Raw genomic sequence first — 14,182 nt, 5'->3', positions numbered from 1 at the left:
TCGTTTGCCGCGCGTAAACAGGGCGCACGCGGTCACGGAAGGCAGCGCGCAGATGAGACTGCGCGACGCTCTCCATGACTCGCAAACGAAAATGCCCGGACGGTAGAGCCGCCGGGCAGATTGCGTTTTAGCACTTTGTTTTACGTGGCGGCAATAGGCAGCAAATGACCACGAAGCTTCGATTGTGACCGGAACATATAACGGCCATTGCCGGCAGTCAATGCCCAGGGGATGACGAAGGGGCGATCCACAGCACGTACCGGGGGGAGAGGCCGAGAGGGGGATGTGGTTGCGGGTGTTGCCTTCATGCGTCATTGAACAATGCACGCAATGCCGCCGCCAAATGTAGCAAAATGACCACGTCTGTAGACTCCAAAGGCAGTTACCGCGAAGTTCAACCCAGCCAGGCGCAGAAGCTGGATGCCGTGAGCCGGCTGGCGAGCAAGGTCGCCCACGACCTTAACAACATTCTCACCGTCATCCATGGCTGTTCGGATTTCCTCACGACGAGCCTTGCCGACGATGATCCGCGTCGCGCCGATGCGGTGATGATCAGGGATGCGTCGTCGCGTGCGGCCGCGCTCACGACCAGGCTGGTCGAGTTCACGACGAATCAGGAACTCGAGGTGTCAGTCGTCGATCTCAATGCCTGCATCATCGCGCTGCAACCAACGCTCGTTCGTGAAGTTGGTGCCGGCGTCGTTCTCGCGATCGATCTTGCCAGCGATCTCGGCCGCGTCTCGGTGGATTACGGGCGGCTCGAAAGCGCGATTCTGAGCATGGCCGCGAACGCAAGAGACGCAATGCCGAGCGGCGGCGAGCTGCGAATCACCACGCGCAACTACATGGTGGGCGAGGCTGACATCCGACAACATCCCGAGGCAACGCCCGGGCCTCACGTTCGACTGTCGATCTGCGATACCGGACGCGGAATGGATAATGCGACGCTTGCGCGCGTGTTCGAGCCGTTCTTCACGACAAAAAAACCTCCCGGAGCGGGGATTGCGCTCGCCACCGTGTATGGAATGATCCGGCAATCGTCGGGCTACATATCCGTGGCTACCACGCCTGGGGCGGGCACGTGCTTCGATATCCTGCTCCCGATGGTCCAGGCGTCACCGGATGAGGATCCGGGATTGACGGACGGAGTGCAGACGGCGCACGGGAAGGAAGTCATCCTTGTCGTCGAGGACGACGCGGGCGTACTTTCGCTCGCATCGCGCATGCTCATCAGCGAAGGCTATGCAGTTATCGAGGCTGCGAACGGTGCTGAAGCTCTGAATACGGTCCGTGCATGGGCGGGGAATGTGGATCTCGTCATTACCGACGCCATGATGCCCGTGATGAATGGTGGCGAGCTCGCAGATGCACTTGCGCGCGAATATCCGCATGTCCGGGTGCTTTTCATGTCGCTCTACACCGGGGACGACATCGTCCGACGTGGGCCGGACGCCCGGCGCGCGTTCATGCCGAAGCCGTTTACGGCGGCGGACCTGACCCGGAAGGTGCGGGAAATCCTCGATAGCAGCGAAGGACGTTCGTGAGCAGCGTGCCGGCCACACCGGGCGTGCAGCGGGACGCATCGCCCAACACGCCGCGCGTGCTCTGTGTCGATGACGATCAGTTTGTGCTCGCAGGCATGCAGCGGATATTGCATGCGAAGTTCAGTGTCCACGTTGCTTCCGATCCGATCTCGGCACTCAAGCTCATCGACGAATCCGCGTCGTCGCCGTTTGCGGTTATCGTGTCGGATCTGGCGATGCCGGGTGTGAATGGAATCGCGCTGCTCAAGCGTGTTCGTGAGATGGCGCCGGATACAGTTCGCGTGCTCCTGACCGGGCATGCAAACATCGACAGTGCGATTGCCGCGGTAAACGATGGGGCCGTGTTCCGCTTTCTGACCAAGCCGTGCGGGGCAAGCGCGTTGATCGCTGCCGTGTCCTCTGCTGCCGAGCATTATCGGCTCACCATGTCGGAACGCGTGTTGCTCGAGCGAACGTTGCATGGATCGGTCAAGGCGCTCATCGATATTCTCACGCTCGTCAATCCGTCGGCATTCGCCCGGGGAACGCGACTCAAGCGATACGTCGCTCGCGTTTCCGACGCGCTGGAGGTGGACAATCAGTGGGAGATCGAGATTGCCGCGCTTCTTTCGCGGCTCGGCACAGTATCCTTGCCACCTGCGCTCGTCGACAAACTGCACGTCGGGAAGGAACTGAGTCAGGAGGAGCAATGTCTTGCCGACAGTGTCCCCGCGCTGGCTGCGTCATTCATAGCGGAAATACCCAGGCTGGACGGAGTTCACGAAATTCTCGTGTTCCAGAATACTGGATTCGACGGCGCCAACTCTCCGCGTCGTGGTGTGCGTGGCGAGAAGATCCCGCTTGGTGCGCGCATTCTCAAAGTCGCGACCGATCTCGACGCACTCGAGGCGGGTGGCATGACAGCGAGCGTTGCCATCGCAGCATTATCGGATCGCGCGAACGTTTACGATCCGCGCGTTCTGCGAGCATTTGTAAAGTCGATCGAGAGCGATACCGCGCCCGTGAACGTGCGGCACGTACGGTTGGGAGAGGTGGTTCCCGGAATGGTATTCGCTGTCGACGTTACGGGGGCGAACGGCCTGCTGCTGGCCGCTCGCGGGCAGGAAGTAGGGCGCGCGCTCACGGAACGTCTCCGCTACTCCATGCCGGGCGCACTTCTGGATCAGGAGGTCGTGGTGATCGTACCCGACCCGGGTGCCCGAGATCGTTAGCACTCGCGTGAGCCATCGCGCGCTTGCGGGCGCGGTAACAGTTGCCGTTCTTGTCGCACTGGCGGCGATCCGTCGCAACGATCTGCATCGCGCAGCCGTTGGAGAGTGGACGCGCCGATCGTCATCGGCCGTTCAAATATCGAGTGGCTCGGCGCGGGCCTGGGTCGCCGAGCGCGCAGCTGCGGTGCGAATCGTCGGTGCAAGCGGTGCTCGCAGCCCCGCACTCTTCGCCAGATCGGCGGCGCTGGGTTTTCCGCTGGCCGACTCCGCGCTGATGCACAGGCTTGCGACGGTCCTCAGCCAGCTCGATCAGGCGTCTGCGCAGTCCACAGCGCCATTCTCGGCCCTGTGGTTGCTGAACCGATCGGGTGTGTTGGTTGGCTCTGCATCGCAGAGCACTCCGCCTGACGTCGTCGTTGCGGCAATGCGCAACGCGAGGGATACGAACTCGATCATCGTGGTGGGTCCATTTCCGTTGAACGACAGTCAGCTGTGCGTCGTGTTCGTTCAGCCGGTGTTGTCCAGTGCGGATACGAGCGGAGGAATCTCCGGTCGTTCGTCGATGATCGGTGCCGTTGCGATGGCGACGACGCTCGATGGCAAGTCGCTCGCAAGGCTTGGTGTCGCGCCGCCGGGCCCCACGTCGCAACATACCGCTCTGGTCGCCCGCGTGGGGGACTCGGTATATGCATACACGCTCTCGAAGCGCGGGAGCGGATTCCACGTTCACTCGATGGGAGCGCCGCAGGCGGGCCCGCTCGTGCTCGAATCTCTGGGCGCGTCTGGAGTCGTGCGCTCGCTGGACGGTCACGTTCCAGCTGTTGCCGTTCATATCGACGGGCTGCCGTGGGGATTGGTGCGTCGCGCAAATCCAGAGACGCTGTATCGTTCCGCGGACGCGACCCTTCTGCACGAGATTTCTACTGTCCTCGTCATTCTGACGTTAGTCAGTTGGCTCGTGCTCGCTCGCGGCCACAGGGAGCGCGCCGAGAATCTTCGTGGACTGGCTACGTCGGAGGCACGCTATCGCCTGCTGGCCGATCACTCCACCGACATCATCGCGCGGTTCGCGCCCGATGGCCGCGTGTTGTACGTATCGCCGGCCGTAAAGGCAGTCCTCGGTTACGAACCGCAGGCTGTGGTGGGCACCTTCCCGTTCGCGTTGCGCCACGATGACGATGCAGCCACCACGCACACCGCCATTCATCGTGCCATGTCTCTAAAGGAAGCCGTGCGCACGGAGCATCGGTTCCGGCATGCCGATGGCCACTTTGTGTGGCTCGAGACCGTTGGCACCGCGGTCCGTGATCCGATGACGGGAGAGGTGAAGGAAGTCATCACCACAAGTCGCGATATCGTCGACGCGAAGGCGTCGGAAGAGGCGCTCAAGGCGTCGGAAGAGCAGTACCGCCTCCTGTTCGAGACGAACCCGATGCCGATGTGGGCGTTCGATGTGGAGACGAGCCGTTTTCTGGCGGTCAACAACGCCGCTGTCGAGCACTACGGATTTTCACGCGATGAATTCCTGCAGATGACGATCTTCGACGTGCGGTCGCCCGAATATGCGTACGAGGTCCTTTCCCCGGAAGAGCGTCTGAAGCAGGGATCGGTAGAGATCACGGGACGCCACCATCGCAAGAAGGATGGCACGCTGATCGACGTCGATCTTACAATTCATTCGCTTCCGTTCGGAGATCGTGCAACGCGGCTCGTACTGATCAACGACGTGACTCAGAAGAACGAAATCGAAGCCGCGTTTCGTGAGTCGAGCCAGTTTGTTCGTGCGATCCTGGGCAGCTCTCCGGTTGCGATCATAGCAACCGATCTCGACCTGCGCGTCGTCCAATGGAATCGTGCGTCGGAGCGTCTATTCGGCTGGCGCGCTGACGAAATTATCGGCAGGCAATGCCCGCTGATGGCAGTGGATGCGAACGGTGTCAGCAAGGATCGACTTCATGACGTCCTGCCTGGCACCATGCAGATTTCCGGACGCGAAACGGAAGTCGCGCGGAAGGACGGGACCCATGTCAAGGTCGATGTATCAGTCGCGGTGATTCACAACGCAACGGGCGTTCCCGCCGGCTTTGTCACCCTCGCGGTGGATCTTACAGAACGCACACGTCTCGAAGCACAATTACTTCAGGCGCAAAAGATGGAAGCAGTGGGCCAGTTCGCCGGCGGAATCGCTCATGACTTCAACAACCTGCTTACCGTAATTACGGCATACGCGGAGATGCTCATCGGGGACGTCGATGAGACTGCTCCGAAGCGCGCCGACCTGTTGGAGATCAGGGGAGCGGCGTCGCGGGCCGCCGCGCTGGTACGCCAGCTTCTGGCATTCAGCCGCAGACAGGTGCTGGTCCCCACCCTCATCGACCTCAACTCCGTCGTGCGCGAAACGGAGCAGATGCTCCGTCGCGTGCTTCCGCCAACGGTAACGATAGTGACGTCGCTCGATCCCGACCTTCACTTAGTCTTCGCCGACACAGGACAGGTCGAACAGGTGCTGATGAATCTTGTGGTCAATGCACGGGACGCAATGGCCGATGGCGGAACACTCACCGTCACGACTGCGAATGTCGCGCGGGATACGGCAACTGGCGCGGATGGTGTCGACGCACGCCACACTGCGGAGGTCATGCTTTCAGTGAGCGACACGGGCTGCGGCATGCCGCGCGAAATTCAGGATCGTATCTTCGAGCCATTCTTCACGACCAAGGAAGTCGGCAAGGGAACAGGATTGGGACTCTCCACCGCGCATGGAATCGTGAGTCAGTCCGGCGGCCGTCTCACCGTCAGCAGTACGGAAGGTGTGGGAACGACCTTCACGATACATCTGCCCGCCGCGTCGACCTTTGACGCGGATAACGAGGCGGACCAGCCCGACAAGCCGGCATCCCGCAGGCGCGGGTCGGGAGTCGTGCTACTCGCGGATGATGAAGGCGCTGTGCGCTACGTGGCGACGCGCATTCTCGAATCCGCAGGCTACACCGTGCTCGCTGCGAACGACGGTCCGGATGCACTGGCGCTGTATGCTGAGCATCACGCGGACATCAAGCTGTTGATCACCGACATGATCATGCCGACGATGACCGGCGCTGCGGTCGCCGCGACGTTGCGCGAGGAGGATCCGCATCTGCCGGTCGTTATCATGTCCGGGGTAGCGGACGATGGGATGGCGAGCGGCGTTTCGGGCGATCCAATCATGATCCTCCGGAAGCCGTTCACGCCGGACGCCTTCATTCGCAAGGCGACAGACGCGATCGGCGCAGTCAGTCCACATGGACCTCCGAGCCGGTCGGCCGCTCTCCGCGCCTGAGCAACAGAACGAGCGGAAGGCCTAGCACGAACAGCGCGGTGACCAGCAGGAAGACATGATTGTAGGCAAGTACCGTCGCCTGTCGTGTCACTGAAATATCGAGCAGCTGGAGCGCGCGTTGCTGGGCCGTGAACTTGTCGGCGCCAGCGTGAATCATCGCAGCGGTTGCGTTCTTGAGGAACCGCACGGTGGCGGGATTCCACATTCCCGTGTTCTCCGACAGCACGTCGTGGTAACGTGAAGTAGCGCTTGTGAGCTGAGTCGCGGCGATCGCGATTCCGACGCTACCCATCACCTGACGCACCACGTTGTACAGGCCGGTCGCCTGTGTCATCTGCGGTTTGGCGATAGTTGCGAGCGCAGCGGTGCTGAGCGCAACGAAGATGAGCGAGAAGCCGACTCCCTGCCAGAGCTGCGGCCAGAAGATGTCCCAGAAACCGACGTCGGTCGTGAGCACCGAAAGGCCCCAGAAACCGTACGCGCAGATGACGAGTCCTGACCCGATCAGGACGCGCGGCCCGAGTTTGTTGTAGAATCGTCCGGCGATCGGCATGAGCAGTGCCATGGCCAGACTGCGCGGCATGAGCGCGATTCCGGATTGCGTCGCATCGAACCCGATCAGATCTTGCAGAAAGAGTGGCAGCAGAAAGAGGCTTCCATTGAGTGCCAGCCCCAGCACGCCACCGATCGCCGTCGCGGAAGTGAACGAGATGTTGCCGAGTATCCGCAGATTGACAGCTGGCCTGCGCGCTTTCATCTCGCGCCAGATGAAGAGCATCAATCCAACTGCGGCGATCGCAGCGAGCCGCAGGATGAACCCGGACTCGAACCACTGGTTGCGCTCGCCCTCTTCCAGCATGAGCTGCAACGCCCCCAATCCCGCGACGAGCAGACCGAGTCCCAGGAAGTCGATCTCTCCATTTTCGCGAATGAGATAAGGGGGATCCTGAATGAAGCGCGCGACGAGGATGAGATTGAGAATCCCGATCGGGAGATTGATGTAGAAGATCCACGGCCATGAGTAATTATCCGTGAGCCAGCCGCCGAGCGTGGGACCGAGCGCCGGCGCGAGCACGACGCCGAGTCCATACACGCCCATCGCTATTCCCTGTTCCTCGGGCGGAAACGATTCGCGGAGAATCGCCTGCGACACCGTTATGAGCACTCCGCCGCCAAGCCCCTGGATGATCCTGAACATGACCATCACGAGGAGCGAGGGCGCGAGCCCGCAGGCCATCGATGCCGTAGTGAACAGCACCACGCTTGCCATGTAGAAGTTCTTGCGGCCGAAACGCGAGCTCAGGAGCGCCACGATCGGCATGATGATCACGTTGGCGAGGATGTAGCCGGTGATTACCCACGTGATTTCTTCGATGGTCGCGCCGAGCGTGCCGCTCATGTTCGGCAGCGCGACGTTGACGATGCTGGAATCCAGTGACGCCATGATGGAGCCGGTCATCACAGTGCCGGCTATCACCCACTTGTGCGTCCCTTCCGCAGGCTCAAGTCGCTCCAGAGCCCCGGCTACTGAAGTCACCGCGCCATCGCCTCGATCATCTTCGCAGCCTCGGCGACCGATACGCGGCCGGTATCGATTACTACGTGATAGAGCAGGGGATCATGCCATTCGCGATGATAGTAGCGCTGTGAGTATGCGGCGCGATCGGCGTCTATATGGCGCGCGCGGTCAGCGGCAGTATCGTAGTCCCAGCCGAATCGCGCCATGAGCCGTTCGACACGCGACTCCAACGGCGCGACGAGGCGCACGTGCAGCGCACCCGGGCGCGTGGCGAAGATGTTCTGGCCGCTGTGGCCGACGATGATGAGTGGCGGGTTCTGTGCGGCTTCGACGACGACACTCTGGGCGGCCTCGGCAACAGAATCCATGTGCAGCATGTGGGGTGTGTCGATCCCGACCGGCATCTCCGGCGGCGCGATGAGGAGCGCCGAGGTGACGCGTGCGAGCCAGTTTGGCGGGTGCTCGTCGAGGCGCTCGACCGCTTTGACCTGGAGTTTGAGCCGCTGCGCTACGCGGCGGATGATATCCTGGTCGAGTACCGGCCAGCCGAGGCCGTTGCCCAGCTCTACCGCGAAATCGCTCCCTCCAGCCCCGAACTCGCGACTGACGGTTATGAGATCGATCGATTGGTTCTGCACGGTTTGTTCGTGCCGTCTTGTGTGAGGTTTAATGCCCCGTGCGCTTGATCCGCCGCCGCGGGGGTTTACGTTCAATATGTACTAAACAAACATAACAAAGTTTGGTGACTCGAGGAATTGCATGGTGGCAGCGCGCGAGCGATTCATCGAAGAGGTCGGGATGGCGGCGGAGGGGGACGGGTTGCCACGCATTGCGGGGCGGCTCTTCGGCCACCTTTTACTGAGTCCGGGTCCGTGCACGCTGGACGAGATCGCGGAGGCGCTGAACGTGAGCAAGGGGAGCGTGAGCACCGACGCGCGGCTCCTGCTGCGTCACGGTTGGCTGCGTCGGAGCAGCCGAGCCGGCGACCGTAAGGACTATTACGAGATGGCGCCGGATTTTTTTGCAGGAATCGTGGCGTACCGGCTAGAGAGATGGGATGCGCTGCACGATCTCGTCGCGGCGTCGATTCCGGATTTTGCGGAGGCGCCGGCGACGGTTCGCGGCCGGTTGGAATATCTGGATGAGGTGCAGGCTTTCTTTGTTGCCGGAATGCGGCAACTGCTTCTGGAATGGCGATCGCGCGGTGAGGTTGCCACTTCAGCGGCGGGTTGACGGGCGTTATCCACTGCTACCGCTGCGCGGGCTGGGTGAGCCGATCGAGACGTGCAGACTGTTGCAGCGTTGCGTCGGGCCGAATCTCGAGGGTCCATGCGGTTGCTGGATTGTCAGACGGTGCGAAGCGCAAGCCGAACCAGTTGAGCGCTTCCGAATAATCCATCTCGTCGGTGGTCTGGAGCAGCGTGTGGAAGAACGTCGTGAGATCCGTTCCGGCGACATCCGACGCGGTTGCGACCCATTGTTGCGGCGTGAATCCGTGCGCGCCGCCGTAGCGCTTGTAAGCGAGGCGCATCATGTCGTCCAGGCTCTTTCTGCCATTGGTCGCGTGCTGGATGCGCGCGTCGAGCAGCAGTCCGACGATGAGTCCCTTGTCGTAGTAGCTGACGTTCGTATTCGGATTGCCGCCCTCACCGGACCCTCCGGTGGAGAAGATGTCGAGCGATGCCTGCTCCAGAGTCTGCACGTGGCGGCCGGGCGAGTTCTGCACCGATGTGATCGCTTTTGAAAGCGCGTTGAGCACGTCCTGCTGCGTGCCGAGGCCGCCGCGGCTCACCATGAGATTGCCGTAGTACGTCGTCAGTCCTTCGGAAATCCAGAGGCTCGGCGTTTTTGGCGGATGCTCGTAGTCGAACGGGCCAAGTTGAACAGGGCGGAGTCGCTTGACGTTGAAGGCATGGAAGTATTCGTGACTTACGTATTGGAGCCAGCGCATGTCGCCGCCGCCGGTGGAGTTCGGACTCGACGTGAGCAGTGTCGAGTTGAGGTGCTCGAGTCCGCCGGCGCCGCGACGAAAGACGTTGAGGAAAACGTATTTCCTGAATGGCAGGAATCCCCAGAAGCTGGAATCAGCGGTTACGAATTTCTTCAGGTTCTGCGCGGCGAGTGCGCCGTCCCATTGAGGCGGGATTTCACCGATGTCGGCGAGGTAGTGTTTCGCGCCTGCGAGCTCGAATTCGTGGAATGAAATGTTGCCCGCAATGATTGGAGAATCCGCGAGCTCATCGTAGCTCGATGCTTCGTAGTGATTGGGGACGCTGTCGGATGCCGCAGCGAGCGACGTCGCCGACTGTTTCCATCGCGACGGAAGCTCGAGCGCGACGTCGTGTTGCCGCTTCACGTGCTCGGCGAGCGTGATGTATGTCGCCGGCCCGTTGAGAATGGCCATCGTCGTATCGACCCAATCACCAGTCACGGAGCGGTGATCGCACACGAGTGTGTATGACAGTGTGATTGCGGATGCGCCGCCGGTCGCGATGCGCCAGCGATTGGGCTGCGGCTGTTCCACAGTGAGTGTGCGTCCGTCCGGCGTCGCTGCCGAAAGCTGCTGAACGTGAGTGGCGTAATTCTCCTGCACATAATAGCCCGGTGACCAGACTGCCATCATCAGATCGACGTACGGCTTTGCTCCGGTTGGAATGCGCGCCTGGACGTGAGCCAGGTGCGTTTCCGGTGCTGGCATGCTCACGGTGTACTGGATGGGTGGTAACTGTTGCGCGCGCGCGACCGGCGCAATGGTGAGCGAAGTTGCGGTCGCGAATATGGCGTAAGTGAGGTGGCGCCGAGTGGTGGGCATGTTAGCGATTGGTCCGATCTGGTAGGGAAGTGCGATAAGCATGCATCCTCGACGTCGGGCGGGCTATCCGGCGACGGGAGTTACTCTGCGCTCGACGAGCGCCAACATTCCATCCACTGCGAGCGCGAGCGCCGCCGCGGGTAGCGCACCGGACAGTATCATGCGTGTGTCGGCGAGTGCAAGGCCGGCAACGATGGGCTCGCCGAGGCCGCCCGCGCCTATGAATGCCGCGAGCGTGGCGGCGCCCACGGTGATCACCGCAGCGGTTCGCACGCCGGCCATGATTATTGGCGCAGCGAGCGGGAGGCGAACCCACAGCAAGCGCTGTACTGCCGTGGTGCCGAGCGCCTCCGCGGCCTCGATGGCGCCGGGATCGGCGTCGCGTACGCCGGTATATGTGTTGCGCGCGATCGGGTACAACGCATACAGCCAGAGCGCAACGAGCGCTGGAACTGTTCCGATTCCGAACAGCGGTATCATGAAGGCGAGCATCGCTATGCTCGGCACTGTCTGAATCACGCCGAGTGCACGCACCACAGGCTCGGCCGCACTGCGTGCTCGCTCGAGTGCCAGGCCGAGCGGGATGGCGACCAGGATAGCCGCGCCCAGCGCAATCACCACCAGAAAAAGATGACGCAGCGTGAGGGCACCGATGGTCGCTCTGCGATTCCACATGTAGCGCCAGAAAGAATCGTGCGTGTCGCTCCTGAGTGACGTCGCGGGGCTGACCGGCGCATTCATGAGGCCAAGCGCGTTGAGCGCATCGGCTGCCACGCGATGCACGTCCTCGCCAGCGACCTCGACTCGCTGATTGAGGCGACGCATTCGCGCTTCATCGAGTCGGCCGCTGAGCAGCGTGAGCACAGCGATCGCGTCGGGACGATCGCGCACCAGCCGCGGACTGACCAGCGCTGCCGCCTCGTAGGGCGGGAAGAAATGACGATCATCCAACAGTGTGACGAGATCGTACCGTGCGAGCAGCCCGTCGGTGGAGTATCCATCTGCCACGTCGACGGCTCCATCTGCAAGCGCGCGATACTTCACGGCAGGCGCCAGCGGACGGACATTGCGCAGACGAACGCCATACACGCGAGCGAGCCCCGGGAGCCCATCGCTACGACCTATGAAATCCGGAGTGAAGCCGCCGACCAGGTGCGAGCCCTCCCGGGCCAGATCGCTCAGCGTGCGAAGGTGGTATCGCTCTGCTGTCGAACGACGGACGGCTATCGCGTAAGTATTCTGGAAGCCGAGCGGCGGGAGCCATCGTACGCCGTAACGCGCGTTGAAAGTGCGCGCGACCTTTTCAAAGACTGCGCGCGAATCTCGTGCGAGGGAATCTGCAACCGAGTCGTGCAGGATCGCGATCAACCCCGTTCCTGTGTATTCAGGATAGACGTCGATAGCGTCCTGTCGGAGCGCGCCGAACGCGACCTCTGTTGCTCCGAGGCCGGGGCGACGTGTCACCGCAATACCGTGTGCTTCGAGAAGCTGCGCGAACATCTCGCACAGGAGATACGACTCGCCGAACGGCTTGGATGCAACAACGACGGGAGGCTGGTTCTGCTCACCCGGATTCGCGTGTGGTGGTGGTGCGACGGGGCCGAAGGTCTGTCCGCGCGAACCGTTCGCGAATCCATTCGCTCCACTGGCCGCGAGCGATAGCAGCAGGATGGCAGGGAATACGAAGATCATGCGTGCGATCCGGCTGCGCGAACCGCTCATGGCGTGGGGATGAGATGCGCCGACGTCGCTCTCGCTCGTGCGATCAGTGCTGCGACGTAGCTCGTTGCGGGAGCAGTGTGGAGATCGGACATGGTTCCCTGTTGTTCCACTCGCCCTGATCTCATCACGGCGATTTCGTCCGCGAGCCGCGCCGCCTCGGCGAGATCATGCGTGACCAGGAGCACGGTCATCGGCAGCTGGCGGCGCACATCCTGAAACGTCTCGTGCAGTTCCGCGCGCGTAATGGCGTCGAGCGCGCCGAAGGGTTCGTCGAGCAGGATCACGCCGGGCCGCGCGGCGAGTGCGCGAGCGAGAGCTACGCGCTGACGTTGCCCGCCGGACAGCTCGTGCGGGTAGCGGCCGCCAAACGTGTCTGGCGATAATCCGACGAGGCGAAGCGCTTCGGCAGCTTCCGACTCCGGTTCGTGCATCTGCAGCAGTTTCGGGACGAGCGCCACATTACGCAGCACGCGCCAGTGCGGCAGCAATCCACCATCCTGGGGGACGTACCCCATATGACGGCGCAGCGTGATCACCGGGAGAGATCGCGCATCGATACCGCCTACCTGGATCGCCCCTGCGTCCGCCTCCGCCATGCGGTTGAAACATCGCAGGAGTGTCGTCTTGCCGGAGCCGCTCTCGCCGACGAGCGCGAGAGCCCGAGCCGCATCGACGGTAATACTCGCGCCGTCGAGGGCGAGCACACTACCGTAGCGGTGCACCACACGATGCGCCGCGAGTGCGCGTGGTGACGACTGGCTCTCAGACATCGATTACGCGGGATTATCGGAGGGTGATACGTTCGAATCGGGGACTACCAGATCAAAGGTATGTGCTGTGGGGCACATACGGGTAATCAGCGGGCTCGTCGGCGGCATCAGGGCCTCCCACGTTGACAAGTCTCGCGCCGTGGCCCATCGTTGCGCACGCCGACATCTTCTTCTCCAGTCCGCCGCACAACGTGACTTCCACCCCACTCTGGACACCGCCCCTACGCCGAGCTGCCGGCGTCGTGTTGAAATCGCAGCAGATTGGAATCGTCGCCGTCCTGATCGCGCTGGGTATCGCGCTGACATTCGCAGCCGGCTCCCATATCGACGCGGTGAGCGGCGCCCACACAAATAATTTCCTCAACGTCTACACGCTGGTGCAGATGGGCACCGACGCGAGCTCATTCGCGATCATGGGCGTCGGGGCTACGATCGTGATCATCGCCGGCGGGATCGACCTCTCCGTCGGCGCGATCTATGCGCTGGCCGGCGTCGGGATGGCGATGGTGCTCCGTGCCGTCGGTCCCATGGGGCCCGTCGCCACCGTGTTCGTCGCTCTGGCGACCTGCCTCTCCATCGCACTGCTATGCGGACTCGCCAACGGGTTCATGGTGATTGGCCTTGGCGTGCATCCATTCATCGTCACGCTCGGCACCATGTGGGTGCTGCGCGGCGTTGCGTTCGTGGTGAGCCACGCGGAGAGCATTCTGGTACCCGGCGCGCTGACGAGCGTCGCCAAGGCGCGCCTGGGTCTGGGTGCCGACCTGTATCCCGTACCGGTGCTCGTGATGCTCGTCGTGGCGGCGATCGGACAGGTGTATCTGAGCCGGACTGTGAGCGGACGCTACGTATTCGCGATCGGTGGCAATCCGGAAGCGAGCCGCTACTCGGGACTTCGCGTGGACCGCATCAAGCTCGGTGTGTATGCGATCTCAGGCCTGAGCGCCGGAATCGCGGCGTTCCTGGGCGCGTCATTCTATGGATCTGCGACGTCGTCGGACGCGAACGGCTACGAGCTGTACGTGATCGCGGCTGCAGTGGTCGGCGGTGCAAGTCTCATCGGGGGGAAGGGCAGCGCGATCAGCGCGATGCTGGGGGCAATTCTCATCGTGATGATCCGGCAGGCGATTCGTACATTGCATCTGGACCAGAACTACGAGTGGATCATCATTGGCAGCGCACTGATCCTCGCCGTCGTATTGGATCAGGGTGGCACCCGTCTGCTCGCGCGCCGAATGGCCGCAGTTCCTGCCACGAAAGACACATCCACTGTAACATGAGAGGC

10 protein-coding genes are annotated in these 14,182 nt (G+C 62.2%); 5 read left to right on the top strand and 5 right to left on the bottom strand.

Annotation, left to right across the window (positions count from 1 at the left end; all coding sequences use genetic code 11):
* The first annotated feature begins 353 nt into the window (after positions 1-353).
* The 3 genes from V4529_11810 to V4529_11800 are packed head-to-tail and all read left to right on the top strand — an operon-like array spanning position 354 to position 6,074.
* Positions 354-1,544 carry a response regulator gene (locus V4529_11810; GenBank protein ID MES2359006.1) on the top strand — a complete coding sequence of 397 codons (1,191 nt, stop codon included), beginning with the start codon at positions 354-356 and terminating at the stop codon, positions 1,542-1,544.
* On the top strand, positions 1,541-2,755 hold the full coding sequence (locus V4529_11805) for an HD domain-containing phosphohydrolase (GenBank protein MES2359005.1): 1,215 nt from the start codon (positions 1,541-1,543) through the stop codon (positions 2,753-2,755). Before V4529_11810 ends, V4529_11805 begins: the two co-directional genes overlap by 4 nt.
* 7 nt (positions 2,756-2,762) lie before the next feature.
* Positions 2,763-6,074 carry a PAS domain S-box protein gene (locus V4529_11800; protein MES2359004.1) on the top strand — a complete coding sequence of 1,104 codons (3,312 nt, stop codon included), beginning with the start codon at positions 2,763-2,765 and terminating at the stop codon, positions 6,072-6,074.
* Here V4529_11800 and V4529_11795 read toward each other — a convergent pair.
* Positions 6,028-7,611 carry a DHA2 family efflux MFS transporter permease subunit gene (locus V4529_11795; protein ID MES2359003.1) on the bottom strand — a complete coding sequence of 528 codons (1,584 nt, stop codon included), beginning with the start codon at positions 7,609-7,611 and terminating at the stop codon, positions 6,028-6,030. The two genes, V4529_11800 and V4529_11795, sit on opposite strands and share 47 nt — an antisense overlap.
* Complete coding sequence (locus tag V4529_11790) at positions 7,608-8,231, bottom strand: cytidylate kinase-like family protein (GenBank protein MES2359002.1); 624 nt, start codon at positions 8,229-8,231, stop codon at positions 7,608-7,610. Before V4529_11790 ends, V4529_11795 begins: the two co-directional genes overlap by 4 nt.
* A gap of 121 nt (positions 8,232-8,352) precedes the next feature.
* On the opposite strand from V4529_11790, the gene V4529_11785 reads away from it, so the two are divergent.
* The gene (locus V4529_11785; GenBank protein ID MES2359001.1) at positions 8,353-8,826 is read left to right on the top strand and encodes a MarR family transcriptional regulator; all 474 of its coding nucleotides are present in this window, start codon (positions 8,353-8,355) and stop codon (positions 8,824-8,826) included.
* Between the two features lie 16 nt (positions 8,827-8,842).
* Here the strand turns inward: V4529_11785 and V4529_11780 are convergent, their stop codons facing one another.
* The 3 genes from V4529_11780 to V4529_11770 all read right to left on the bottom strand — a co-directional run bounded on the left by V4529_11780 (position 8,843) and on the right by V4529_11770 (position 12,897).
* Positions 8,843-10,405 carry a hypothetical protein gene (locus V4529_11780; GenBank protein MES2359000.1) on the bottom strand — a complete coding sequence of 521 codons (1,563 nt, stop codon included), beginning with the start codon at positions 10,403-10,405 and terminating at the stop codon, positions 8,843-8,845.
* A gap of 63 nt (positions 10,406-10,468) precedes the next feature.
* On the bottom strand, positions 10,469-12,127 hold the full coding sequence (locus V4529_11775; GenBank protein MES2358999.1) for a glycine betaine ABC transporter substrate-binding protein: 1,659 nt from the start codon (positions 12,125-12,127) through the stop codon (positions 10,469-10,471).
* Positions 12,124-12,897 carry an ATP-binding cassette domain-containing protein gene (locus tag V4529_11770; GenBank protein ID MES2358998.1) on the bottom strand — a complete coding sequence of 258 codons (774 nt, stop codon included), beginning with the start codon at positions 12,895-12,897 and terminating at the stop codon, positions 12,124-12,126. The genes V4529_11775 and V4529_11770 overlap by 4 nt, the downstream gene beginning before the upstream one ends.
* A gap of 122 nt (positions 12,898-13,019) precedes the next feature.
* Here V4529_11770 and V4529_11765 point away from each other — a divergent pair, with 122 nt between their 5' ends.
* The gene (locus V4529_11765) at positions 13,020-14,177 is read left to right on the top strand and encodes an ABC transporter permease (protein MES2358997.1); all 1,158 of its coding nucleotides are present in this window, start codon (positions 13,020-13,022) and stop codon (positions 14,175-14,177) included.
* Positions 14,178-14,182: the final 5 nt, after the last annotated feature.

The organism is Gemmatimonadota bacterium (genome assembly GCA_040388625.1).
Classification (GTDB): domain Bacteria; phylum Gemmatimonadota; class Gemmatimonadetes; order Gemmatimonadales; family Gemmatimonadaceae; genus Fen-1247.
Note: the sequence above shows the minus strand (reverse complement) of the source record. Positions and strands in the feature narration are given on the sequence as shown.